The 24,517-nt window shown below is 75.7% G+C and carries 22 protein-coding genes and 1 pseudogene; 18 read left to right on the top strand and 5 right to left on the bottom strand.

The genetic code is table 11. The annotated features are described in order from the left end of the window. Positions 1–13 precede the first annotated feature (13 nt). On the bottom strand, positions 14–739 hold the full coding sequence (locus tag ACL02T_RS24270) for an SDR family NAD(P)-dependent oxidoreductase (RefSeq protein ID WP_412833058.1): 726 nt from the start codon (positions 737–739) through the stop codon (positions 14–16). Positions 740–829: 90 nt separating this feature from the next. Here ACL02T_RS24270 and ACL02T_RS24265 point away from each other — a divergent pair, with 90 nt between their 5' ends. Then, entirely contained in the window at positions 830–1,771 is a 942-nt protein-coding gene (locus ACL02T_RS24265; RefSeq protein ID WP_412833057.1) for a helix-turn-helix transcriptional regulator, read from the top strand. Positions 1,772–1,793: 22 nt separating this feature from the next. Next, positions 1,794–2,192, top strand: a complete 399-nt coding sequence (locus ACL02T_RS24260; RefSeq protein ID WP_412833056.1) for a DUF6401 family natural product biosynthesis protein — start codon at positions 1,794–1,796, stop codon at positions 2,190–2,192. Positions 2,193–2,400: 208 nt separating this feature from the next. On the opposite strand, the gene ACL02T_RS24255 is transcribed toward ACL02T_RS24260, so the two are convergent. Continuing rightward, the gene (locus ACL02T_RS24255) at positions 2,401–3,408 is read right to left on the bottom strand and encodes a LacI family DNA-binding transcriptional regulator (RefSeq protein WP_412833055.1); all 1,008 of its coding nucleotides are present in this window, start codon (positions 3,406–3,408) and stop codon (positions 2,401–2,403) included. A gap of 64 nt (positions 3,409–3,472) precedes the next feature. On the opposite strand from ACL02T_RS24255, the gene ACL02T_RS24250 reads away from it, so the two are divergent. From ACL02T_RS24250 to ACL02T_RS24230, 5 genes are all read left to right on the top strand, one after another. Further along, positions 3,473–5,107 carry a glycoside hydrolase family 13 protein gene (locus tag ACL02T_RS24250; RefSeq protein ID WP_412833054.1) on the top strand — a complete coding sequence of 545 codons (1,635 nt, stop codon included), beginning with the start codon at positions 3,473–3,475 and terminating at the stop codon, positions 5,105–5,107. A gap of 59 nt (positions 5,108–5,166) precedes the next feature. Continuing rightward, positions 5,167–5,943: a class I SAM-dependent DNA methyltransferase gene (locus ACL02T_RS24245; protein ID WP_412833053.1), complete on the top strand. Its 777-nt coding sequence runs from the start codon at positions 5,167–5,169 to the stop codon at positions 5,941–5,943. Positions 5,944–5,972: 29 nt separating this feature from the next. Continuing rightward, complete coding sequence (locus tag ACL02T_RS24240) at positions 5,973–7,073, top strand: serine hydrolase domain-containing protein (RefSeq protein ID WP_412833052.1); 1,101 nt, start codon at positions 5,973–5,975, stop codon at positions 7,071–7,073. Between the two features lie 161 nt (positions 7,074–7,234). After that, on the top strand, positions 7,235–8,647 hold the full coding sequence (locus tag ACL02T_RS24235) for an O-antigen ligase family protein (RefSeq protein ID WP_412833051.1): 1,413 nt from the start codon (positions 7,235–7,237) through the stop codon (positions 8,645–8,647). Continuing rightward, on the top strand, positions 8,644–8,928 hold the full coding sequence (locus tag ACL02T_RS24230; RefSeq protein ID WP_412833050.1) for a hypothetical protein: 285 nt from the start codon (positions 8,644–8,646) through the stop codon (positions 8,926–8,928). Before ACL02T_RS24235 ends, ACL02T_RS24230 begins: the two co-directional genes overlap by 4 nt. Positions 8,929–9,063: 135 nt before the next feature. Here the strand turns inward: ACL02T_RS24230 and ACL02T_RS24225 are convergent, their stop codons facing one another. Together ACL02T_RS24225 and ACL02T_RS24220 are read right to left on the bottom strand one after the other, a co-directional pair. Then, on the bottom strand, positions 9,064–9,450 hold the full coding sequence (locus ACL02T_RS24225) for a DUF5313 family protein (protein WP_412833049.1): 387 nt from the start codon (positions 9,448–9,450) through the stop codon (positions 9,064–9,066). Between the two features lie 476 nt (positions 9,451–9,926). Next, positions 9,927–10,193 carry a flavin reductase family protein gene (locus tag ACL02T_RS24220; protein ID WP_412833048.1) on the bottom strand — a complete coding sequence of 89 codons (267 nt, stop codon included), beginning with the start codon at positions 10,191–10,193 and terminating at the stop codon, positions 9,927–9,929. Between the two features lie 234 nt (positions 10,194–10,427). Between ACL02T_RS24220 and ACL02T_RS24215 the strand changes: the two genes are divergently transcribed. From ACL02T_RS24215 to ACL02T_RS24165, 11 genes and pseudogenes are all read left to right on the top strand, one after another. Next, on the top strand, positions 10,428–11,678 hold the full coding sequence (locus ACL02T_RS24215; protein WP_412833047.1) for a bifunctional 3,4-dihydroxy-2-butanone-4-phosphate synthase/GTP cyclohydrolase II: 1,251 nt from the start codon (positions 10,428–10,430) through the stop codon (positions 11,676–11,678). A gap of 797 nt (positions 11,679–12,475) precedes the next feature. Next, complete coding sequence (locus ACL02T_RS24210) at positions 12,476–12,925, top strand: ArsR/SmtB family transcription factor (protein WP_412833046.1); 450 nt, start codon at positions 12,476–12,478, stop codon at positions 12,923–12,925. Between the two features lie 28 nt (positions 12,926–12,953). Beyond that, on the top strand, positions 12,954–13,352 hold the full coding sequence (locus tag ACL02T_RS24205; RefSeq protein ID WP_412833045.1) for a hypothetical protein: 399 nt from the start codon (positions 12,954–12,956) through the stop codon (positions 13,350–13,352). Continuing rightward, positions 13,283–14,386 carry an ABC transporter substrate-binding protein gene (locus ACL02T_RS24200; protein WP_412833044.1) on the top strand — a complete coding sequence of 368 codons (1,104 nt, stop codon included), beginning with the start codon at positions 13,283–13,285 and terminating at the stop codon, positions 14,384–14,386. Before ACL02T_RS24205 ends, ACL02T_RS24200 begins: the two co-directional genes overlap by 70 nt. Before the next feature lie 43 nt (positions 14,387–14,429). Then, positions 14,430–15,797, top strand: coding sequence for an amidase (locus ACL02T_RS24195; protein WP_412833043.1), 1,368 nt, complete (start codon positions 14,430–14,432; stop codon positions 15,795–15,797). After that, positions 15,794–16,456, top strand: a pseudogene (gene nthB, locus ACL02T_RS24190) (nitrile hydratase subunit beta); the annotation flags it as partial. The gene ACL02T_RS24195 and the pseudogene nthB, both read left to right, overlap by 4 nt. Before the next feature lie 33 nt (positions 16,457–16,489). After that, positions 16,490–17,104 (top strand): nitrile hydratase subunit alpha, encoded by a 615-nt coding sequence (nthA, locus tag ACL02T_RS24185; protein WP_412833093.1) that lies wholly within the window; start codon positions 16,490–16,492, stop codon positions 17,102–17,104. A 177-nt stretch (positions 17,105–17,281) separates the two neighbouring features. Continuing rightward, entirely contained in the window at positions 17,282–17,506 is a 225-nt protein-coding gene (locus ACL02T_RS24180; protein WP_412833042.1) for a hypothetical protein, read from the top strand. Between the two features lie 290 nt (positions 17,507–17,796). Then, entirely contained in the window at positions 17,797–19,575 is a 1,779-nt protein-coding gene (gene pabB / locus ACL02T_RS24175; RefSeq protein ID WP_412833041.1) for an aminodeoxychorismate synthase component I, read from the top strand. A gap of 187 nt (positions 19,576–19,762) precedes the next feature. Further along, positions 19,763–20,938, top strand: coding sequence for an MFS transporter (locus ACL02T_RS24170; protein ID WP_412833040.1), 1,176 nt, complete (start codon positions 19,763–19,765; stop codon positions 20,936–20,938). After that, on the top strand, positions 20,935–21,684 hold the full coding sequence (locus ACL02T_RS24165) for a PIG-L deacetylase family protein (RefSeq protein WP_412833039.1): 750 nt from the start codon (positions 20,935–20,937) through the stop codon (positions 21,682–21,684). The genes ACL02T_RS24170 and ACL02T_RS24165 overlap by 4 nt, the downstream gene beginning before the upstream one ends. On the opposite strand, the gene ACL02T_RS24160 is transcribed toward ACL02T_RS24165, so the two are convergent. Continuing rightward, entirely contained in the window at positions 21,639–24,476 is a 2,838-nt protein-coding gene (locus ACL02T_RS24160) for an AfsR/SARP family transcriptional regulator (protein ID WP_412833038.1), read from the bottom strand. The two genes, ACL02T_RS24165 and ACL02T_RS24160, sit on opposite strands and share 46 nt — an antisense overlap. Positions 24,477–24,517: the final 41 nt, after the last annotated feature.

Below are 24,517 nucleotides of genomic sequence, written 5' to 3'. Positions count from 1 at the left end.
CGCCGGCTCCGCCTCACCACGGGAGGACGCCGCGGCGGTCGCGGTAGGAGCCCGTCGGGCCGTCCGGCCCGACCTGGGCGAGCTCCACGATCGCGTCCGTCCCCTCGCTCACCGTCTGGTGGCCGTGGTGCCCGTTGAGGTCCGTGGCGGTGTAGCCGGGGTCGGCGGCGTTGACCCGGAACCGGGGCAGGGCCCGGGCGTACTGCGTCGTGACCATGTTCAGCGCGGACTTCGACGACGGGTACGTCAGCGCGACGACCTGGGACTCGACCCGCGCGGGGTCCGCGGTGAGCGTCAGCGAGCCCACCCCGCTCGACACCATCACGATCCGCGGCGCCGCCGAGCGGTCCAGCAGCGGGAGGAAGGCCCGGGTCACCCGGACCGGCCCGAAGACGTTGGTCTCGAAGACCTCCCGCATCGCGTCGGCACCGGTCTCCCGCGGCTCCACCCGCGGGCCGGTGATGCCGGCGTTGTTGATCAGGACGTCGAGCCGGCCGTACCGCTCCTCGACCTCCTTCGCGGCCGCCGCGGCGGACTCGTCGGAGGTGACGTCGAGCGCCAGCACATCGATCGTGCCCGCCGGTTCCGCGCCCTGCAGTTCCGCCGCGGTGGCGGCCCCGCGCGCGGCGTCCCGGGACCCCAGCAGCATGGTCCAGCCCAGCGCCGCGAGTCGGCGCACCGTCTCGCGGCCCAGCCCCTTGTCGGCCCCGGTGACCAGGGCGATCGTGTTCTCGCTCATGACCCCACCGTGCCCCCACGGGTCCGGGCCCGACCAGGCCCGGCGGATCGGGGGACCCGCGATACCAGGCTGGGCGGCCCGGTGCCCGGCATGCTGGACGACGTGGACCGGACCGAACTGGGCAGGACCCTGCGGACGTGGCGGGAGCGGCTGCGCCCCGCCGACCTCGGCCTGCCCACCGGCACCCGCCGCCGCACGCCCGGCCTGCGCCGGGAGGAGGTCGCGCAGGTCGCGGGAATCTCGGTCGACTACCTGACGCGGCTGGAGCAGGGTCGCGGACCGCACCCGTCCGACGCCGTGCTGGGCGCGCTGGGACGGGCGCTGCGGCTGTCCACCGACGAGCGGGATCACCTGTTCACGCTGGGCGGGATGCGCCCGCCGGCGCCGGGCACGATCTCGGCCGAGCCCCGCCCGAGCCTGCTGCGGCTCATGGACCGGCTCACCGACCTGCCGGTACTGCTGCTCAACGCCCGCACGGACGTCCTCGCCTGGAACCCGCTGGCCGCGGCGCTGCTCGGCGACCTGTCGGCGGTCCCGCCCACGGAGCGCAACACGGCCCGGCAGGTCTTCCTCGGTGCCGGCACGCGGGTCGGAGCCGACGACGCCGCCGAGCGGGACCGCCTCGACCGGGCGCTGGTGTCGGACCTGCGCGGTGCCTACGCCCGCTACCCGCACGATCCCGGGCTGATCGGCCTGATCGCGACCCTGGAGAAGGGCAGCGAGCGATTCGCCCGGCTGTGGGCCGAGCGGTCGGTCCGGGTACGGCACGGCGACCGCAAGCACATCCGGCACCCCCAGGTCGGTGGCCTCACGCTGGACTGCGACACCCTGCACGCCGACGCCGACGACCAGATGCTGCTCGTGTACTCGGCCGCTCCCGGCACACCGGAGGCCGAGGCACTCGCCCTGCTGCGGGTCATCGGGATCGAGCCGGACGGCGGGACGAACGGGCCGTCCGGCGGGCAACCGGACCGGGCGGCCGACGGGCGCGCCACGCCGACCGATGGGCTCACAGATCACCCGATCCGGTGAAACTGCTGGCTACGATTTTCGCGTGAGCCTGCTGCGGGATCTGCGCGCCGCCGTCGCCGAGTGGAAAGCCCACCGCCTCCTCCGCCGCCTGATGGACACCGTCGGCCGGCCCGGGCTCCGGGCGGTCACCGCCGAGCCGGGCCTCGCCGCGGTGGTCGACCAGCACGCGGCGGCCGTGCGGGACATCGTCCGGGACGGGATGCGCCGCTCGGGCGGTGGCTCCGTCGCGACCCTCACCCCGCCTCGCACCAGCACCGGTGGTGCCGTGCGACTGGCGGCCTACGCCCGCCTGCTGCTCGACGAGCAACGCCGCAGCGGCGCGACGATCGCGTTGCCGCAGAGGGGGATCTGGCGCCCCACGGACTGGACGACGCTGCGGCTCATCGCCGTGTGCCAGCTCGTCTCCCGCGGCGGGGTCTAGCCCGACGCGTGTCGGCCCGGGCCCCGCGGGTCCGTCCGGCACCACGGCCTCCACCTCCAGGTCGAGCCCCAACTGCTCCCCTGCCGGCGCGTTGGGCGCGCGATAGTGCCCCTTCACCCACCCGAGCGCACGCGGGTGGCCGTGCACGAACATCGCGGCCTCCCTTCGCGGCCCGCGCCAGTGCAGCACACAGCACCGACAGGAAGCCTCACGAGCGCGGCGGGCCGCTCGTTCCCCGCACCACCAGCCGCGTCGGCAGGTCGACGTCCGGGGCCCCCACCAGCTGCCCGGCGAGCGCGTCGAGCAGCAGCCCGGCGGCGCGTTCGCCCTGCTCACGCGCCGGTTGTGCGATCGTGGTGAGGTCGGCGAACTCGGCCACCGCCTGGTCGTCGAACCCGACGACCGAGATCTGGCCGGGCACGTCGAGCCCCGCGCGGCGCAGGGTCCGCAGGGCGCCGAGGGCCATCTCGTCGGACATCGCGAGCAGCGCGGTGGGCAGCCGGGGCCCGCTCAGCAGCCGCTCGACGGCCCGGGCGCCCGCCGCGGCGTCGTGCCCGGCAGGCACCACCCACTCCGGCCGCAACGGCAACCCGGCCTCGGCGAGGGCCTGGACGAAGCCGGCCCGCCGGGCCTCGGTGGTGTCGCGCCCGACCACGTCGTCGGGGTCGAACGACAGCAGTCCGATCTCGGTGTGCCCCAGGCCGACCAGATGCCGCACCGCCGTCGCGGCGCCCGCCCGGTCGTCGATGCCGACCCGCGGCTTCCCCGGGAACGTCCCGCCGACCACGGCGACCGGCACCCCGAGCCGCTCCAGCACCTCCCGCTCCGCGTCGCTGAACGACGAGGCCACGACGATCAGCCCGGCGACGGCCCAGCGCTCCAGCGTGGCGAACACGTGGGCGCGCCCCTCGGGGTCGCCGACGTTGTGCAGCAGCAGTGGGTGCCCACCCGACCGCAGGACCTTCTCCACACCGCCGACGGCCTCGGCGAAGAACCAGGCCGACGGGAACCGGGCGAGCGCGGCGACCGCCGCCGGCGCCGCGCGGCGGGCCGGGCGCTCCGGCGGCAGGTAGGCGAGCTCGGCCACGGCGCGGCGGATGCGCTCGTGGGTGTCGGGCGCGACGTACGAGGTACCCGACAGCGATCGCGACACCGTCGACGGCGCGACGCCCGCCAGGCGCGCCACGTCCCGGATGCTGGCCCGTCGGCTCTCCATGCCACCTCCCTGCTGCACCTGTGGAACAGTATGGAACAACAGGCAACGCCGACGGGAGGGTTCCATGACCGACACGGCCGCGTGGTGGCGGGGCGCCGTGATCTACCAGGTGTACATCCGCAGCTTCGCCGACGGCGACGGTGACGGCATCGGCGACGTCGCCGGCCTGCGGCAGCGCCTGGACCACCTCGCCGAGCTGGGCGTCGACGCGATCTGGATCAACCCCTGGTACCCGTCCCCGCTCGCCGACGCCGGCTACGACGTGTCCGACTACCGCGACATCGACCCGCGCTTCGGCACGCTCGCCGAGGCCGAGGCGCTGATCCGCGAGGCGCACGAGCGGGAGTTGCGGATCATCCTCGACATCGTCCCGAACCACACCTCGAGCGAGCACGAGTGGTTCCGCGCGGCGCTGCGGGCGGGCCCCGGTTCCGCCGAGCGCGACCGCTACCTCTTCCGGCCCGGCCGCGGCCCCGCCGGCGACGAGCCGCCCAACGACTGGCGGGCCATGTTCGGCGGCAGCGCCTGGACCCGCGTCACCGAGCCCGACGGCACGCCCGGCGAGTGGTACCTGCACCTGTTCGACGTCGAGCAGCCCGACCTGAACTGGGAGAACCGCGAGGTCCGGGCCGACTTCGAAGAGACCCTGCGGTTCTGGTTCGACCGCGGGGTGGACGGCTTCCGGATCGACGTCGCCAACTCGCTGATCAAGGAGACGGGACTCCCGGACGTCGGCGACAAACAGCACCACGACCCGGGCCCGCACCCGCACTGGGACCGCGACGAGGTGCACGACGTTTACCGGGAGTGGCGCGCACTGGCCGACACCTACGACCCGCCGAAGGTGTTCGTGGCCGAGGCGTGGGTGCCCGAGGCGGACCGCTTCGCCCGCTACCTGCGGCCGGACGAGTTGCACACCGCCTTCAACTTCGACTTCCTCAAGGCGGCCTGGCTCGCCCCGGCGCTGCGCGGGTCGATCGAGCGCACGCTGCGCGAGCACTCGGTCGTCGGGGCGCCGCCGACCTGGGTGCTGTCCAACCACGACGTCGCCCGGCACGCCTCGCGGCTCGCCCGCGACCCCGCCGCCGGCATCGGCACCTCGCTCGACTCCATGCTGGACCTGCCGGCCGACGTCGAGGTCGGGCAGCGCCGGGCCCGCGCGGCCGCGCTGCTGATCCTCGCGCTGCCCGGCGGCGCGTACGTCTACCAGGGCGACGAGCTGGGCCTGCCCGAGGTCGAGGACCTGCCGGAGGCCTCGCTCGACGACCCGACCTGGCGCCGCTCGGGGCACACCCTGCGCGGACGGGACGGCTGCCGCGTCCCGATCCCGTGGTCCGGCGACGGGCCGCCGTTCGGCTTCGGCCCGGGCGACGAGCAGCCCTGGCTGCCGCAGCCCGAGTGGTTCTCCCGGTTCACCGTCGAGCGGGAGGACAAGGACCCGGATTCGATGCTCGCCCTCTACCGCCGGGCGCTGCGGATCCGCCGTGCGACGCCGGCGCTCGGCGACGGGCCGCTGACGTGGCTCGACGTCCCGTCGGGCGCCCTCGGACTCGCCCGCGATCCCGGCTTCGCGCTGCTGCTCAACGTCGACGCGGCCCCGTTCCCCCTCCCGGGCGGCGCCGAGGTGCTCCTGGCCAGCGGCACCCTGGGCGACGACGGCCTGCTCCCCCAGGACACGGCGGTCTGGCTGCGCGTCTGAGTGCCACTGCTCCGCACGCGGGAGTGACGCGGACGCCGCGTGGCCGCGACGATGCCGGGGTGGAGCCGAGCGCCGAGTACCGATCCGCGTACCGGGCCGACTACCGCGACCTGCTGACCCAGGCGTACGACCTGGACAAGCCGGCGGCACCGGCCGACGAGCTCGCGTTCCACCGTGGCGTGATCGGCTCCGCGGAGCCCGTGCTGGAGCTCATGTGCGGGAGCGGGCGGTTCCTGCTGCCGCTGCTCGCGGCCGGCGTCGACGTGGACGGTGTGGACGCCTCGGCGTCCATGCTCGACGCCTGCCGCGCGCACGCCCGGGACCGCGGGCTCGACGTGACCGGGCGGCTGCAGGAGCAGCGGACCGAGGACCTGTCGCTGCGCCGCCGGTACCGGGCGGCCTTCTGTGCCGCCGGGTCCTGGGGGCTCCTCGCCGGCGACGACGAGGTCGGGCGGGCCCTCGCCGCCGTCCGGGTGCACCTGCTGCCCGGCGGCACCTTCCACTTCGAGGTCGAGACCGGCCCGGGGCCGCCGGGCGCGCCCGGCGGGACGAACTGGTGGACCCGACCGGACGGTGCCGTGATCACCCTGCGTGGCGGGACCCGGATCGACCCCACCACCGGCGTCGAGCACGGCGTGGGGATCTACGAGCTGTTCGTCGACGGTGTGCTGGTCCACACCGAGCTCAACCGGTGGGTGCGCAGGTTCTGGCCGGCCGACGCGATCGCCGCCGCGGTCCGGGATGCCGGATTCTCCGAAGTCGTCGTCCGGTCCGGGCACTCCGACGAGCACCCCGGGCCGGACGACCTCCTGCTCACCGTGCACGCGACCCGATGAGTCCCGGGCGTCCCCGGGGTCAGCCCTGCATGAGCAGCCTCACGGACGCCCTCGCCCCCTTCGTCGACGACGGGTCGGTCCCCGGGCTCGTCGCCGCCGTCGAGCGCGGCAGCGAACTGGAGGTCGTCGTGCTGGGCGGGACCGGCCCCGGCGGCCCGCCCCTGCGCCGTGACTCGATCTTCCGGATCGCGTCGATCTCCAAGCCGATCACGGCCGTCGCCGCGATGACACTGCTCGAGGACGGCTCGATCCGGCTCGACGAGCCCGTGGACCGGCTGCTCCCCGAGCTCGCCGAGCGCCGGGTCCTGCGGTCCGAGGCGGCGGAGCTGGACGACACCGTGCCCGCTCCTCGTGCGATCACGGTCGAGGACCTGCTGTCCTTCCGCTGCGGGCTCGGTGTCCCGCCGTCGGCGCCCGGATCCCTTCCCTGGCAGCGGGCGTACGCCGAGGCCCGGCTGGGCGGGGACGGGCCGCCCGGGTCGCACCCCGTCCCGCCGCCCGACGAGTGGGTACGCCGGCTCGGCACCCTCCCGCTGCTGGCCCCGCCGGGCGAGCGCTGGCTCTACCACACGGGAGCCGACGCGCTGGGCGTGCTGATCGCGCGGGCCGCCGGTACGAGCCTGGGCGCGCTGCTGTCCGAGCGGGTCCTGCGGCCGCTCGGCATGGCGGACACCTGCTTCTGGGTGCCGCCGGCTCACCTGCACCGGTTCCAGCCGCAATGGTGGGGCACCGAGGTGTTCGATCCCGTCGACGGGCGGTGGGCGCGTCCGCCGGAGTTCGAGTCGGCCGGTGGCGGGCTGGTGTCCACTCTCGACGACCTGCTGTCCTTCGCGCGCATGCTGCGCCGGGGCGGCGACCCCGTGCTGCGCCGGGAGACGGTCACCGCGATGACCCGCGACCGGCTGACCGAGCGGCAGCGCGCGGGGGCGCGGCCGTTCCTCGCGGGCGACGGCTGGGGGCTGGGCCTGGGCGTCGGCGCGAACGGCCGCTACGGCTGGGACGGCGGCCTGGGCACCTCCTGGCGCAACGATCCGGCGCACGACCTCACCGCCATCCTGCTGACCCAGGCGATGTGGCCCGACCCCACCGGGCCGGCGGTCCACCACTCTTTCCGGGATGCGGTCGGCTGATCCGGCTCCTGTCACGCTGAGCGACGAAAGTCCGGCGGCTTGTTCACGAAGCGTCCCGAAACATCCCTCCGTGTGCCACACGGTCGAGTGGAAGCCCTGCGTGGGACCGGCACTCCCGCCGCGGAGGGTGCACGCTCCCGGCTCGTGAGGGAGCACACGTCATGACGGTCACCGCGCCGGAGGTCGCCGCCGGCACCGCTTCGCCCGTCCACGGCGCACCGGGGCGGGACGCCCGTGCCGCACTCCTGGGCACGGCCCTCGGCGTCGCCGTCCTGGCCCAGGGCGCGTTCTACGCGGGGCCGTTCACGGTGGTGGCCGCTCTCGTGGCCGGGGCCGGCCTCGTCGCCCTGCTGCTCCGAGCCGCGGCCCCGCGGCCAGTGTCGGTCGCCGCGGCCTGCTGGGCCGGTTTCGCGCTCTGGGTGCTGATCCGAGGCCTGCTCGACGGCGCCGTGGCCGACGCAGTTCCGTCCGCCGCGGTCGCCCTCCTGCTCGCCGTCGCCCTGCCGGCCGCGGCCGGGCTCGCCGCGGAGGGGCGGCGTCTGCTGCAGGTGGTGGCGCTCGCGCTCGCCGTGGCCGTCGCCGGGATCGGGTGGTTCGGCACGGCACTGCACCTGTCTCCGCTGTCCATGCCCTCGTCCGGCCTCTGGCGGGCCGCCTCGAGCATCACCTACGCCAACGCCGCAGGTGCAGTCCTGGTCACCGGACTGCTGCTCGCGCTGGTCGCCTCCCCGACGTCCCGTCCCTTGCTGCGCCGTGCCGTGGTCGCCGCCCTGTTGCTCGGGCTCGCCGTCACGATGAGCCGCGGCGCCGTGCTGGCGCTCGCGGTCGGGCTGGCCGTGCTGCTCGCCACCGCCGCCGGCCGCCGCAGCGTGCGCGGCCTCCTGCCCGTGCTCCCGGCCGTGGCCCTGTCATGTGCCGGGCTGCTGCCCTCCATGCCGGACGGCTCCGTGCCGCGCCCGCTCCTGGCTCTCGCCGGCCTGGCGGCGGGCGCCGCCGTGCTGCTCGCGACGAGCCGGCGCCGACGGGCCGCGGGCGGCGCCGGGGTGGGCGCCGCGCTGCTCGGCCTCCTCGACCTCGTCACCGGTCCGCTCGACGGGACCGCCCCGGCGGGCGCCGTCGAGGCCATCGCCCAGACCCGGCTGACCGGCGCCTCGGCCGACCGCGTCGACCTGGCGCGGGCGACGCTCGCGGACTTCGCCGACGCGCCGGTGACCGGCGTCGGCCCGGGACTGCTGGATCTCACCTACGTCGACCACGCCGGGCGGCTCGTGCACGCCTGGTTCACCCACCTCGAGTACCTGCAGGTGGCGGCGGAGACCGGGCTCGTCGGCCTGGCGCTCGTGCTGGCCGGTGCCGCGGCGCTGATCGCCGGTGCGCTCCGCACGCGCACGGTCCGCGGTCTCCCGCTGTCCGCCGTCGGGGCGGTCGCCGTCCTCGCCGCGTTCGCCACGCACAGCGCGCTCGACTTCCTCTGGCACGTCCCCGCGTTGCCGCTGCTGGTGTGCCTCTCCGTGGCCACCCTCCTGCCCGCCCCCGCCCGCACCGACACCGACACGAAGGAGCACGCCCGATGAGCCGCATGTCCTCCGGCCGCCCCGGTTCCCGCACCGCCCTGCGCGCCGGCCTGATCCTCGCCGCCAGCGGGGTGCTGGTGTGGGCGGGTGGGGCCGCGCCGGCACTCGCCCAGTTCAGCCCGCCCAGCTATGTGACCTGCACGAACCTGCCCGGTCTCGGCACCGGCGTGGCCGTGGGACAGGGCAGCGCGCCGGTCCCGGCCGGGCTGTGCGGGCCGGTCGGCGGGTTCAGCGCCCCGACCGCGCAGCCGCTGCCGATGGTGCCCGGCAGCCCCTTCTGACCGGCGCGCAGATCGACCCGGTGGGTGGCGGTGACCGCCGTGGCGACGATCGCCTCCCACCGGCCGCCGCCGTGGCGACGATCGCCTCCCACGGGCCGCCGCCGTGGCGCGATCGCCACCCACCGGTCGCGACGCCTACCGGTACCGCGAGTCGTACCGGGCCCGGGCGCGCTCCCGGACGGCGCGCGCCGCGGCATCGCGCACGGCCTGCGCGTGACCGGGCGGGTAGCCCGCCTTGCGCACGCGGTGGTCCACCGAGTCGTGCAGGAGGAAGATCGCGAACTGCGCGGAGACCAGCCAGCCCAGCAGCAGCCCGCAGAGCCGCACCCACAGCGGCCCGGGCACGAACAGCACGATCGGCACCGAGACGAGCGTCAGCGGGACCGCCGTGCGCAGCAGGTGCCGCGCCACCCAGGTCGAACAGGTCGCGTCGTACAGCACCCACTCGCGGTACCGCTCCGGCAGCCGCCCGCCGACCGCGTACCAGACCCACCGGGCGGGACCCGGCCGCTGCACAGCCACGGGGTCGAGGCTAGTCGTGCGAGCCTTCACCCGGTCTTCGTGATCACCGCGAGAGTGCCGCCAGCGCTCTGGGCGCGACCACCACGTCCCGCTCACAGCGATCATGGACCCGGCCGACGACCCGGATCGCCCGCACGGCCTCATGATCGCTGCCAGAGTGACCCCACTGCTCCGGACGCAACCGCCCCGGCACACTCACAGCGATCTTGGAGCCCGACCGTCGGCCCCAACCACCCGCGCGCTTCCATGATCGCTGTCGGAGTGCCGCCAGTGCACGAGAATGAGCCACCACTGCCCACTCATGGCGATCATGAAGCCGGCCGACAGCTCAGTGGCGCAGGCCGGCCTGCTTGAGCAGCGGTATCACGTTCTCGCCGAAGTACTTGAGCTCCTCGTTGTGGTCGATGAGCCCGAAGATCACGTCCGCGCCGTGGTCGGCGGCGGGCGCCCGAACCGCCCGCGCGGCCGCGCCGCCGTCACGCGGTGATGCCGTCGGCGCCGCGGTGGAACAGCAGCGGCGCCGGGGACGGGGCGGCGCCCAGGTCCCGCACCCGCCCGACGACGATCGTGTGGTCGCCGCCGGGGAACTCGTCGGCGAGGGTGCAGTCGATCCAGGCCGCCACGCCGTCGAGCCGCGGGGCGCCGGACGGGGCGGGGGCCCACGCGACGCCGGCGTACTTGTCGGTGCCCGACCGGGCGAAGGCCGTGCTGAGCTCCTCGTGCCCGTCGGCGAGGACGTTCACGCAGAAGGCCCCGACTCGGGGATCCGGGGCCGCGTCGAGGAGCTCCGGGCCGGGCTGAAGGACACCAGCGGCGGATCGAGCACGACCGTGTCCGGCGTCTCCCCGGACGGCCCGCGCTGCACGGATAGGAGCCGGCTCACAACGGATAGTCGGAGCGGCCCGCGCTCTTCTACCGTCAGGGGGTGCTCGACGGTCCGCCCGTCCGGGTGGGCATCCGACCGTGAGGAATCGACGATGACGTCTCCGACTCCCGCCCTGCCGTCCACGCGCGCCGTGCAGCGGGCGGTGGCCGCACTCGCCGCCGGCCGGATGGTCATCGTGACCGACGACGCTGACCGCGAGGACGAGGGCGATCTCATCCTGCCTGCCGCGACCGCCACCCCCGAGCAGCTCGCGTTCGTGGTGCGGCACACCACCGGGATCGTCTGCGCCCCGATGCCGGCCGCCCGCGCGGACGCCCTGGGCCTGCCGCAGATGGTCACCGACAACAGCGACGCCCACGGCACCGCGTTCACCGTGACCGTCGACCATCGTGACGCGGGCACCGGCGTCTCCGCCGCCGACCGCGCCCGGACCCTGCGCGCGCTCGCCGACGGCGCGACCCGGCCCGACGACCTCCGCCGCCCCGGGCACGTATTCCCGCTGCGCGCCCGCGAGGGCGGGGTCCTGGTCCGGGCCGGGCACACCGAGGCCGCCGTCGACCTGCTGCGCCTCGCCGGGCAGGAGCCGGTCGGCGTGATCGGCGAGATCGTCGACGACGACGGGTCCATGGCCCGGGGCGAGCGGCTGCGCGCCTTCGCCGCCGAGCACGACCTGCCGGTCCTCGCGATCGCCGACCTCGTCCGGCACCGGCGGGCGACCGAGCAGCTGGTCGAGCACGTCGCCACCTCCGCGATGCCCACGGTCTTCGGCGAGTTCCGGGCCGCCGCCTACCGGTCCACGCTCGACGGCACCGAGCACCTGGCGCTCGTGTACGGCGACGCCGTCGCGGCGAGCCGGTCCGCCGGCGGCGCCCTGGTGCGGGTGCACAGCGAGTGCCTGACCGGCGACATCATCGGCTCGCTGCGCTGCGACTGCGGTGCCCAGCTCGAACAGGCCCTGCGCGCGATCGCCGCCGAGGGCGCCGGGGCGGTGGTCTACCTGCGCGGGCACGAGGGCCGCGGGATCGGGCTCGCCCACAAGATCCGCGCCTACGCCCTGCAGGAGAGCGGGCTCGACACCGTCGACGCCAACACCGCCCAGGGCCTGCCCGTCGACTCCCGCTCCTACGGCGTCGGCGCGCAGATCCTCGCCGACCTCGGCATCACCCGGCTGCGGCTGATCACCAACAATCCCGCCAAGTACGGCGGCCTCGACGGCTACGGCCTGGAGATCGTCGGGCGGGTCGGCCTGCCCTCCACCCCCTCCCCCCACAACCTCCGCTACCTCCGCACCAAGCAGGAGCGGATGGGGCACGTCCTCTCCTTTGACGGCGAGGTGGGCTGAGCACGGTCGGGTTCAGCTCCACGGAGCGTGAGCCCGGCACGACGCGCCGCATTCCGGAGAGGATTTCCCGATTTCGGGTGCCTTTTCCCGTGCGGACCCTTGTCGCAGCAAGAGCACGACGCTAGCGTCCTCCCCGCCACCGGTGGCGACAAGAGAATCACGGTCGACGGGGAGGCGAAATGATCCGAAGGCTCATCGCGGCGGCGTTGATCGCCGCAGGTCTCACGGTCGGCGGGGCAGGGATCGCATTCGCAGATCCCGATTTCGGTCCCGGCAACAGTTCAGCGGGCCCGCACGACGGCAACGCGAAGTGCCACCCGCCCGGCCAGACCACGACGACCCCCGGCTGCAAGTAGGGATCGGGTGCATCTGCCTGCGCAGATGAACAGTGAGACGGGGAGCGCCGTGCGGACGGGCTCTCGCGCGGATCGTCGGCGGACGATTCGCGCGGGAGCCCTGTTCGCCGGTTCCCCGTCCGTATCGGGGTCATCTTCCCCCGCCGCTTCCGGAATGACGCACGCACCTGCGCCGGAATGAATGGTTGCATAGTGCGTTCTGATCGATCGTGCGCCTGCGACGATTCTTCATGCCTGACGAGTCGCCTTACCGACTCCTCGGCCGGCACGACCGGCAATCGTTCGGCCACACGCGATCGGACATCCCACGCGTACCACCCGAGAAATCCGGATTCCTCGAACCCGGTTTCCCCACCCCGCGGCGCCGAACGCTGCGTGCAGGACGGCCCCCGGGTGACGCAGCTCGCGCGGCGGCGATCACCGCTCGGCTATCGTGGGCTCATGTCATCGGAAAATGACACGTCGGAGCGCGCGGCACGCCGGAACCTGGCGTTCGACGCCCTCGCCGACCCGGTCCGGCGGGAGATCCTCGCCGTGCTGGCCGAGCAGGACGAGTGCAGCGCCGGCGCCCTGGCCGAGCGCATCACCACCGTGGGCCGGACCGCGGTGTCGACCCACCTGCGCGTGCTGCGGGTGGCCGGGCTGGTCACCGAGCGTCGCGCCGGCCGGTACCGGTACTACGCGGTCGACCCGACCGGCTCCGCCGCGGAGGTCCTGACCCTGCTGCAGGGCCTGTTCCAGCAGTCCCTTCACGACGTGCGCGCGGCCGTGGAGAATCGGCCGCCGGAGACCGGCGGGGCCGGCCTCGGCAGAGCCGGCACGCAGGCGACCGACACGGGCACGACCGACACGGGCACGACCGACACGCGGGGGGCCGCGGAGGTGGGATGAGCAGGTACCGGGTGAGGGCGCGGTAGCGGTGGGGACCGTCGCGGTCTCGGCCGAGGAGTTCGCCGCCGTCCCGCCCGAGGCCGTGTTCGACCGCTTCGGCGGGTCCACCGGGGCGGGGTGGCTGTTCGACGCCACCTGCGACCGGATCGCCGTCGGGTCCGTCGTCACGCTGCGGGTCCCGCTCGGCGGGGCCGGACCGGTCGACGTCCTCGGCCGGATCAGCGCGCTGCGCCGCCCGACCTCGCTCACCGTGAGCCACGACCAGCCCTGGCGCGGGCGGATCCGCCTCCGGCTCGCCCCCGCCCCCGGCGGCACCCGGATCCGGCTGCACGCCGAGATCGACCGGCGCGGGCTCGAGTGGCTCATGCGCCGGCAGGGTCTCCCGGTGCCGCCCGCGCCGCGGCGGGCCCCCGGATCGGCCTGCTGACCAGCAAGTCCGGGCCCGGCAGCCTTTTCGCCGCGGCGACCGAGAACATGGCGACCCTCGCTCTCGAGGAGATCAACGCGGACGGCGGGGTCGCCGGCGGACCTGTCGAGCTGCTGGCGGCGGACGACGCCACCGACCCCGCCACCGGGGTGCTCGAGGCGCTGCGGCTGGTCCGGTCCGGCTGCTCGACGCTGTTCCTGATGACCACCTCGGCGACCTACGCCGCCGTGTCGGCCGCGCTCGCCGACGCCGGGGTGCTGGTCGTCCAGTCGCACATGAACGAGGGCGGCGGGGAGAACCGGCTGCGCATCCGGCTCGGCGAGCGGCCTGCCGGGCAGCTGGCGGCCGCGGCCGCGCCGATGATGCGGGCGGCCGGCGGGCGCCGCTGGTTCCTCGCCGGCAACGACTACGTCTGGCCCCGGGAGGTCAACGCGGCCGCGCGGGTGATCCTGCCCGCCGTCGGCGCCCGGCTGGTCGGGGAGCGCTACGCCCCGCTGGGGACCGAGGACTTCACGCCGATCGTCGAGGCGATCGCCACGTCCGGCGCCGACGTCGTGCTCAACGGCTTCGTCGGGGCGGACGCCGCCGGGTTCGAGCGGCAGTGCCACGCGATGGGGCTGCGGGAGCGGACGCTCAGCCTCGGCCCGGCGATGGACGAGGTGACGCTCGAACGGGTCGGTGCCCCGGCCGCCCGGGGCATCCACGGGGTGTCCGGCTACTTCCAGCAGCTCGCCACGGACCGCAACGGCACGCTCCTGCAGCGCTACCGCGCGGCGTTCGGCCCGTGGGCGCCGCCGCTGTCCACGCTCACCGAGTCCGTGTTCGAGGCCCTGCACATGTGGGCGGCCGCCGCCCGCCGGGCGCGCACCACCGATCCCGCCCGGGTCGCCGACGAGATGCGCGTGGGGCGCTTCGAGTTCCCCCGCGGCACGGTCACGCTCGACGGCACCGACCGGGTGCAGCAACGGCTCTACCTGGCCGAGGCCCACGGGGCGGGCTTCACCCCGACGTCATCTGCGGACGTCGCGGGGTGAACAGGGCGTCAACGCGTCAAGAACCGTTGACACGATACCGCCGATGTCCCTAGCGTCCTCGATCGGATCCACCCGACCCGAGGAGTGCCCGTGGCGATCCGGCGCGGCCGCCGGCCCGCTGGCCGGGAAGACCGTGGCGATCAAGGACAACATCTGCGTGGCGGGCGTGCCGATGATGAACGGCTCACGGACCGTGGAGGGCTTCGTCCCGACCCGGGACGCCACGGTCGTCACCCGCCTGCTCGAGGCCGGCGCGGCCGTCAGCGGCAAGGCGGTCTGCGAGGACCTGTGCTTCTCCGGCGCCAGCTTCACCTCCCGCCCGGGCCCGGTGCGCAACCCGTGGGACCCCGCGCGCAACGCCGGCGGCTCGTCGTCGGGCAGCGCCGTGCTCGTGGTCACCGGCGAGGTGGACCTGGCGGTGGGCGGCGACCAGGGCGGGTCGGTGCGCATCCCGGCCTCGTTCTCCGGCGGGGTCGGCCACAAGCCCACCCACGGCCTGGTGCCCTACACCGGCGCGTTCCCGATCGAGCAGACCATCGACCATCTCGGGCCGATGACCCGCACCGTCGCCGACGCCGCCGCGATGCTCACCGTGCTCGCCGGGATCGACGGGCTCGACCCGCGCCAGCCCACCACGCTCGAGACCGTCGACTACGCCGCCGCGCTCGGTGAGTCCGCAGAGGGGCTGCGGATCGGGGTGGTCGGGCAGGGTTTCGGCACCCCGGTCAGCGACCCGGGTGTCGACGAGGTGGTGCGCGCCGCCGTCGAGACACTGCGCGGCGCCGGGTTGGTCGCCGAGGACGTGTCGATCCCCTGGCACACCGACGCGATGGCGGTCTGGAACGTCATCGCCACCGAGGGCGCGGCGTTCCAGATGCTCGACGGCAACGGCTACGGCATGAACTCCCAGGGCCTCTACGACCCGGAGCTGATCGCGCACTACGCCGCCAACCGGATCACCCACGGCGCGCACCTGTCCAAGACGGTCAAGCTCGTCGGGCTCTCGGGCCGCTACACCTTCGAGCTGGCCGGCGGCAAGTACTACGCGATGGCCCGCAACCTCGCCCTCGAGCTGCGCAAGGCCTACGACGAGGCGCTGTCCGCCCATGACGTCCTGGTCATGCCGACCCTGCCGCACACCGCCCGCGAGCTGCTGCCGCACGACGCACCGCTGGAGACCTACCTGCCCACGGCGCTGTCGATGATCGGCAACACCGCACCGTTCGACGTCACCGGCCACCCCGCCGTCTCGGTGCCCGCCGGGCTGGTCGACGGGCTCCCGGCCGGGCTGATGGTCGTCGGGAGGCGGTTCGACGACGCCACCGTCCTGCGTGTCGCGCACACCTACGAGCAGGCGGTCGGCGGCTTCCCCGCCCCGCCCACCCTGACCACGGCGGGAGGCCGGGCGTGAACGGCGTCTTCGATCTCGGCGGCACGGACGGGCTGGGCCCGGTCCGCACCGACCCCGACGAGCCGGTGTTCCGGGCCGAGTGGGAGAAGGCCGCGTTCGCGATGTTCGCGACCTGCTTCCGCGCGGGCTTCTTCACCGTCGACCAGTTCCGCCACGGCATCGAGAAGATGAACCCGGCCGAGTACCTGCTGTCCAACTACTACGAGCACTGGACCCACGCCGTCGAGCACTACGCCGAGCAGGCGGGAGCGGTCGACCCGGCCGAGCTCGAGAAGCGCACCCGGTACTACCGGGAGAACCCCGACGCGCCGCTCCCCGAGCGCCGCGACCCGGAGCTGCTGGCCTTCGTCGACGGCGCGATCAAGGCGGGCGCGCCGGCCGCCCGGGAGTCCGACAAGGTCGCGAGGTTCGCCGTCGGGGACGCGGTCCGGGTCGCGACCGACAGCCCGGAGGGCCACACCCGCCGGGCGCGGTACATCCGGGGGCGGACCGGCGTGATCACCGGCGCGCACGGCACGTTCATCTACCCCGACACCGCCGGCAACGGGCTCGGCGAGTGCCCCGAGCACGTCTACACCGTGAAGTTCACCGCCACCGAGCTCTGGGGCGAGGACACGGGCGACCCGAACGCCGTCGTCTACTTCGACGTCTGGGAGCCCTACCTCTCCCCGCCTCCCCCGAAGGATCCTGACATGGCCGAACCGACGGACACCCCGCTGCGCTCCCAGGAGGAGATCGCCGCCCGGGTCAAGGCCCTCGAGGCGCTGCTGATCGAGAAGGGCGTGATGACCACCGAGGCCGTCGACCGCATGGCCGAGGTCTACGAGAACGAGGTCGGCCCGCAGCTCGGCGCCCAGGTGGTCGCGCGGGCCTGGACCGACCCGGAGTTCAAGGCGCGCCTGCTGGAGAACGCCACCGCCGCGTGCGCCGAGATGGGCATCGGGGGCCTGCAGGGCGAGGACATGATCGTCGTCGAGAACACCGACTCGGTGCACAACGCGATCGTCTGCACCCTCTGCTCCTGCTACCCGTGGCCCGTCCTCGGCCTGCCGCCCAACTGGTACAAGGCCCCGGCCTACCGGGCGCGGATCGTGCGCGAGCCGCGGAGGGTCCTCGCCGAGGACTTCGGCTTCCCGATCCCCGACGACGTCGAGATCCGGATCTGGGACTCCAGCGCCGAGCTGCGCCACTGGGTCCTGCCGCAGCGCCCGGCGGGCACCGAGGACCTGGGCGCCTCCGAGCTCGCGGCCCTGGTCACCCGGGACTCGATGATCGGCGTCGGGCCGGTGCAGGCGGTGGGCACGTGAGGCCGGACGCCACCGAGCTGGGCGAGGTTCGCCGGCGGATCGAGCAGCTCGTCCGCGGGATGCCGGGCGGCGACGCCGGCTCCCGCGCCTTCGAGGAGCCGTGGGAGCTGCGCGCCTTCGCCATGGCGGTCGCGGCCTACCACGAGGGCCACTACGAATGGAGCGAGTTCCAGCTCGTTGATCGAGTCGATCCGCCGCTGGGAGGAGGGCTCGGGCGGCGAGCCGTGGAGCTACTACGCGCACTGGCTCGAGGCGCTGGAGACGGTCCTCGCCGCCGGTGGGGCGCTCTCGGACTCGCTCGCGCTCGACGAGCGCACCCGCCAGGTCCTGGCGACGCCGCGCAACGCGAACCACCACCACGCCCACCGCGAGCCCGTGGCGGTCTCCCCCGCCCTCCGCTGACCCGCTCCCCGGCCGACCCGGCCGTCCGGCCCGCCTCCCCCTCCGGCGGGCCGGACGGCTCGTCCTCCCCCGGCTCCGGAACCCTGACCGGGACCGATCGGTCCGCGCCCCCTGGAGTCCGGGCCCGGCACGATCACCGGAGTGGGAGGCACGGTCGAGTTCCGGCTCTCCCACTCCGTGACGGGTGATCACGGTGACGACTCCGCGCCGGTGTGACGCGGGTCGGTGCGCAGAGGGTGCCGGAACCGGCATCATGCGGTGCCGACCGTCCCCACCCGAGGAGCCGACCCATGTCCGGAGCCGCCCGGGGCCGCGTCGACGACCTCGTCGCCGGCACCGCCCGGCTCTTCCGGCACGCCCGGGCCGAACTGGTCGCGTGGCGGCCGGAGGAGGTCGCGGGGGTCCTCGACGAGGTGGAGCGGCGCAGCGCCGCCGGGTGGTGGGCGTTCGGGATGGTGGCCTACGAGGCGGCGAGCGGCCTCGACCCGACGCTGGTGACCCGCGAGCCGGTCGAGGGGCTGCCGCTGGTGTGGTTCGGCCTGACCCGCACCGCGGAGCCGGTGCCGGTCGTGGCGCCCGGCGAGCGGCCGTCCTCCGCGACCGTGCCCTGGTCGACGGAGTGGGACGAGGCGGCGCACCGGGCGGCCGTCGGGACGGTGCGCGAGCGGATCGCCGCGGGCGAGACCTACCAGTGCAACCTCACCACCCGGCTCGCGGCCCCGTTCGCCGGCGACCCCACCCAGCTGTACCGGGACCTGGCCCTGGGCCAGCGCGGCGCGCACCACGCGCTGCTCGACCTCGGCCGGTTCGTCGTCGCGAGCGCCAGCCCCGAGCTGTTCTTCGAGACCCGCGGGGACCGGATCCTCATGCGCCCCATGAAGGGCACGGCCCCGCGCGGCCGCACGACCGCGGAGGACGCCGAGGCGGTGGCGCGGCTGCGCGGCAGCGCCAAGGAGCGCGCCGAGAACGTCATGATCGTCGACCTGGTGCGCAACGATCTCGCGCGCCTCGCCGTGCCGGGCACCGTCACGGTGCCGAGCCTGCTCGGCGTCGAGCGGTACCCGACCGTGCACCAGCTGACCTCGGACGTCACCGCCCGGCTGCGCCCCGGTGTCGGGCTCACCGAGACCTTCCGCGCGCTGTTCCCGTGCGGCTCGGTCACCGGCGCGCCCAAGGCCCGCACGATGGAGCTGATCCGCGAGGTCGAGGCGAGCCCGCGCGGGGTCTACTGCGGAGCGATCGGCGTGGTCGCGCCGCCCGGCCACCCGGTGCGCGCGCGCTTCTCGGTCGCGATCCGCACCGTCGTCGTCGACCGCGAACGGGGCACGGCGACCTACGGCGCCGGCGGCGGCGTGACCTGGGGGTCCGAGCCGGCCGCCGAGTACGCCGAACTGCAGGCCAAGGCGCGGGTGCTCGAGAGCCGGCCGGAGGACTTCCACCTGATCGAGACGATGCGCCACGAGGCCGGGCAGGGCCTGCGCTCCCTCGAGGCCCACCTCGCCCGCGCCGCCGACTCCGCGACCTACTTCGGCTTCCGGTTCGACGAGGCCGCCGTCCGCACCGCCCTGGCGGAGCGCCTCGCCGACTCCGGCGACGCCCGCGTGCGGCTGCGCTGCTACCGCGACGGCACGCTCGGGGTCGACGTCGAGGCCCTTCCCTCCCCCACCGGCGGTCCGGTCCGGCTCGTCGTCGACCCCGTGCCGGTCGACTCGACGCAGTGCTGGCCGCACCACAAGACCAGCCGCCGCGCGCCCTACTCCGCCCGTCTGGCCCGCCACCCCGGCGCCGACGACGTCCTGCTGGTCAACGAGCGCGGTGAGGTCACCGAGTCCTGCACCGCGAACCTCGCGGCGCGGATCGACGGCACCTGGTGGACACCGCCGCTCGGCAGCGGCTGCCTGCCCGGCGTCGAGCGCGGCCTGCTCGTGGCCGCGGGCCGGGTGCGGGAGCGGGCCCTGCGGCCCGGCGACCTGCTGCGCGCCGACGGGCTCGCGCTGGTCAGCTCGCTGCGCGGCTGGCGGGCGGCCACGCTGACGAGCACCCCGGCCCCCTCGCCGCGCCTCACCTGAGCGAGCCCTCGCAGGATCACCGGGAGCGGAGTGCGCGCAGGAGCAGGCGGGCGATCCCGCACCCCCCGACGATCACGGCAGCACCGACGCCAGCGGGCGGACAGCGCCGTGCCGGGTCGTGACAGCGCGCTGCAAGCGGCCGGCCCCACTCTCGTCCCCACACGAGGACCCGGAGGGGGTGGAGGCGATGACCGCGCAGTTGCTCGACGGGCGCCGGCCGCGCGGTGCGGCGGCGTTCCCGCCGGCACCGGTCGCGGTACTGGGGCTGGGTTCGTTCGCGATCGGCACCGACATGTTCGTCCTCGCGGGTCTGCTCACCCGGACGGCCGCGGACCTCGCGGTCACGCCCGGCGAGGCCGGGCTCGCGCTGGCGGTCTACGCCGGCACCTACGCCGTCGGCGCGCCGGTGCTCGGCACGCTGCTCGACGGGCGGTGGCTGCGGCCGCTGCTGCTCGGCTCGATCGGGGTCGTCGGCGTCGCCGCCGTGGCGACCGCGCTCGCCCCGACCCTCGCCGTGCTGCTGGGAGCCCGGGCGCTCGCCGCGCTCGCGGCGTGCGTCCACGTCCCGGCGGCGGCGGCGTCGGCACTGGCCTCGGTGGCCCCCGAGCGTCGGGGGCGCGCCGCCGCGGTGGTGCCGGCCGGCTCCTCGCTGGCGATGGTCGTGGGCGCACCGCTGGGCGTCGTCCTCGCCGGTGTCACCTCCTGGCGCGCCGCGTTCGTCCTGGTCACGCTGCTCGCGGCCGTCGCCGTGCTCGCCCTGTGGCGCGCGGGCGCGGGGGCCGTGGACCTGGCCCGCACGTCGGCCCGCGAGCGGCTGCGGCCCCTGCGCTCGCCGGCGCTCGTCGGTGCCCTGGTGGTGTCCGCGCTGCTCATGGCCGGGTCCCAGTCGGTGTACGCCCACGTGGACGTGCTGGTGGCGGGCACGACGGGCACGGTGCTCGCGGCCATGGGGGTCGGCGGGGTGCTCGGGACGTGGTGCGGCGGGCTCGCGGCCGACCGCTGGGGCGGCCGCCGGGTGGTGCCCGTCGCCGCCGCCGCGCTGGTCACGGCCCTCGTCGTCGTCACGATCGACCCCGGGACCCCGGGCCTGCTCGCCGCGGCGGTCGGCTGGGGTGCCGCCGCATGGGCGTGCATCCCCGCCCAGCAGCACCGGCTGGCCGGGCTCGCTGCGGGGCCGGCCCCGGTCGTGCTGGCGCTCAACGGGACGGCCGTCCATCTCGGCTTCGCCGCCGGCGCCCTGCTCGGCGGCCTCGCACTCGGCGCCCCCGCCGGGGGTCCGGGCGCGCTCCGGCTCGTCGTCGCGGCCTGCTGCGGCGCCGGCCTGCTCCTGCACCTGATGCTGATCCGAAGGGACCGATCATGATCACGTCGTCCGACCGCGTGGCCGAGCTGGGCACCATCCTCGGTGTCTGGGCCCATCCCGACGACGAGGCGTACCTGTCCGGCGGCCTGATGGCCCTGGCCCGCGACCGCGGCCAGCGGGTCGTGTGCGTGACCGCCACCCGCGGCGAGCTGGGGACGTCCGATCCCGCGACGTGGCCGCCGGACCGGCTGGCCGACGAACGCACCGGCGAGCTGGCGCACTGCCTGGGGATCCTGGGCGTGCGCGAGCACCGCTTCCTGAACTACCGGGACGGCGGGTGCGCCGATGCGGACGCACCCGCCGCGATCGCCCGGCTCGCCGAGATCGTCGACGAGGTCCGCCCGGACACCGTGCTGACCTTCGGTCCCGACGGGATCACCGGGCATGCCGACCACCGGACCGTCTCGGCGTGGGCGGGGGCGGCCGTCGAGCTGGCCGCGCCCCCGGGCACCCGGCTGCTGCACGCCGCCGTGCCCGATCGGCACGCCCGGGAGTGGGCCTCGCTCGACGCCGAGCTGGGCGTCTACGAACCCGGGTTCCCGCTGGTCGTCGGGCCGGACCGGCTGAGCATCGACCTGGCCCTGCCGCCCGCCGTCGCCGCCCGCAAGGTCCGCGCCCTCGCGGCGCAGACCACGCAGACCGCGGGCATCATCGACGCCCTCGGCCGGGAGCGCTACACGGCGTGGGTGAGCGAGGAGTGCTACCTCGAGGCGGAGCGGGCGGCGCTGGCGCTGGCGCTGCGCTGATCCGCCCGCGCCACGGCCTCGCGGGCCAGCCGGAGGACCTCCGTCCGGTCGGGCACGGGCCCGCCGGGTGGCGGCACCGGCCGCGCCCCCGCCACGGCGGGGGCATCCGGCGCCCGGTCCGCCGCGGCCTCGATCAAGGCGGCCGTGCGGTCGTCGCCCAGCGTGCGCAGCAGGTCGGCGAGGTTGCGCAGGGTGGTCCAGAGGTGGGTCCAGTTGCCGGTGCGCGCGAACCCGTCGACGACCCGGGTGTAGCCGCGCAGCGCGTCGCGCACCCGGCCGGCCCGGGCGAGCACGGCGAGCAGCCCGACGCTCGCCACGCCGGCCAGGAACGTCGCGCCCACGCCCCGGGCCAGGCGCAGCGACGTGCGGTAGTGGGTCTCGGCCGCGGCCAGGTCGCCGGTCAGGCCCTCGATCTCCCCGTCGACGTAGGCGGCCCAGGACCGCATGGACGGGGAGACCGCGGCGGCGCGGCCCCGTTCGTTCAACCGGCGGGCCCGACCCGGATCACCGCCGTAGGCCGCCGCGAGGGCCCCGATCCCGAGGCACTCCCGGTGCTCGCCGGCCAGCGCCGCCCCGACCAGCGACAGCTCCACCGTCGCCGCGAACTCCCCGCGAGCGAGGGCGACGACCGCCAGGACCATCCGGCAGTACCACGAGTCGGCGGACGTCGGGTCCCGGTCCAGCCCGGCACGGGCGAGCCGCTCGGCCTCCCGGCTCTCGCCCCGGTGGTAGGCGGCCTCCGCCGCGGTGCCGAACACGACGCACGCGCGAGGGTGCGCGGCGAGGGCGGGGTCGGCGGCGAGCTCCTCGGCCCATCCCCGCAGCTCCACGAGGTCGCGGTAGGCGATCGCCTCGTACAGCGCGGCCACCATCGCCGTCGCGGCGTCGAGGTCCGCCCGCCGCCGCGCCAGGCGCCACGCCTCGCGCAGGTTCGCGATCTCCCGGCGCAGGGTCGCGTCCGCCTCGGCCTCGCCCTCCCCGTCCAGTCCGACGCGGATGCGCTCGGTCAGCCCGACCGCCCACCGGACCAGCAGACCGGCCGCGGCCTCCGCCTCCCCCGCCGCGGCGAGCCGGTCGGAGGCGAAGACGCGCAACGTCCCCAGCATCCGGTAGCGGGTGCCGGCGGCGAAGTCGACCTCGAGGAGCGAGGCGTCGACGAGCCGGGCCAGCAGGCCGCCGGGGTCCCCGCCGAGGCCGAGGTCGACGGCCAGCTGCTCGGCGGTGTCGAGGTCCGCGCCGTCGGCGAACACGGCGAGATGGCGGAACAGCCGCCGCTCGTCCTCGGTCAGCAGCTGGTAGGACCACTCGAGGGTCGCCCGCAGCGTCCGGTGCCGGGCGTCGCCGGTCCGCGCGCCGCCGAGCAGGTCCAGCGAGCGGTCCAGGCGGGCGTGCAGGTCGGCCAGCGACAGGCTGGAGAGCCGGCCGGCGGCCAGCTCGATCGCCAGCGGCAGCCCGTCGAGCCGGCGCACGATGTCGGCGACGAGCCGCAGCTGCGCCGGATCGGGCACCGGCCCGGGCCGGGCCCGCCGCGCCCGTTCCAGGAACACCGCCACGGCGGCCGAACCGTCCGCCTCGCCGGGCGCGGGAACCGGCAGCGGGGCGAGCCGGTAGGTGTACTCGGCGGCGAGCCCGAGCGGCTCGCGGCTGGTGGCGAGCACCGACAGCCGCGGGCAGGCCGCGAGGACCGCCTCGACGAGATCGCGCGCGCCGGCGAGCAGGTGCTCGCAGTTGTCGACGACGAGCAGCCCCGGCCGGTCGCCGAGCAGGGCCAGGCAGGCGGCCAGCACGTCGCCGCGGGCGACCGCGAGGTCGAGGGCGCCCGCGAGCGCGTGCGGCAGCGTGGCGGCATCGGTCACCGGCGCCAGTGGCACCACCGGCGCCCGGCCGCGCCCGGCGACCTCCAGCGCCACCCGGGTCTTCCCCACCCCGCCGGGCCCCACCACCGTGACCAGCCGCTCCTCGGCGAGCAGCCGGTGCAGGCCGGCGACCTGCTGCTCGCGCCCGATCAGCCGGGTGACCGGCGCCGCGCGATTCGGGGCCGCGGGCCCGGGCGCGCCGTCGGCTCCACCGGCCACCGCCCGCTCCACCTCACCCAGGGCCGGCGACGGGTCGAGCCCCGTCTCGTCGGCCAGCGCCCGCCGGAACTCCCGCCCGACCCGCAGGGCCTCGGCGGGCTGCCCGCTCGCCGCGAGGGCGCGCATCAGCAGGACCGCGCCCGGCTCGCGCAGCGGCTCGGCCGCGTGCGCCGCCGCCGCCAGCCCGACGACCTCGGCGGCGTCGCCCGCCTCGACCGCCCGGGCGACCAGCGCGTCCGTCACCTCCTGGTGGAGCCGGTCCTGCTCCTCGACGGCCACGGCGACGGCCGGGACGTCGAGCAGGTCGGCCAGGGCCGGGCCACGCCAGAGTGCGTGGGCCCGCCGCAGCAGCGGAAGGGCGGCAGCCGGTCCCGCGGCGGCCCGGCCCCGCGCCAGCAGCGTCCGGGCCTGCGCGAGGTCGAGCTCGCCGGGCGCCAGCTCGAGCCGGTACCCGTCCTGCAGGGTGCGCAGCCGGTCGGCCGCGGGACCGAGCAGCGTGCGCACCCGCGAGACGTGGGTGTGCAGGGCCTGCCGACCGGAGTCGGGCACACCGGCGGGCCAGAGGGTGTCGAGCAGGCGGTCCACCGGCACGGTGCGGCCCTCGGCCAGCGCGAGGAGCGCGAGCGCGGCCCGGCGCTTGGGGCCCGGGACCTCGACCGGTGCACCGTCGACGAGCAGGCGCAACGGACCGAGCACCTCGACGCGGACCCCGGCCATCGCTCTCACCTCCGCCGGACAGCATGCCCGCGGGGACCGGT

Source organism: Pseudonocardia oceanicola, assembly GCF_047200735.1.
Lineage (GTDB): Bacteria > Actinomycetota > Actinomycetes > Mycobacteriales > Pseudonocardiaceae > Pseudonocardia.
This window is presented reverse-complemented; position numbering and strand designations above follow the sequence as displayed.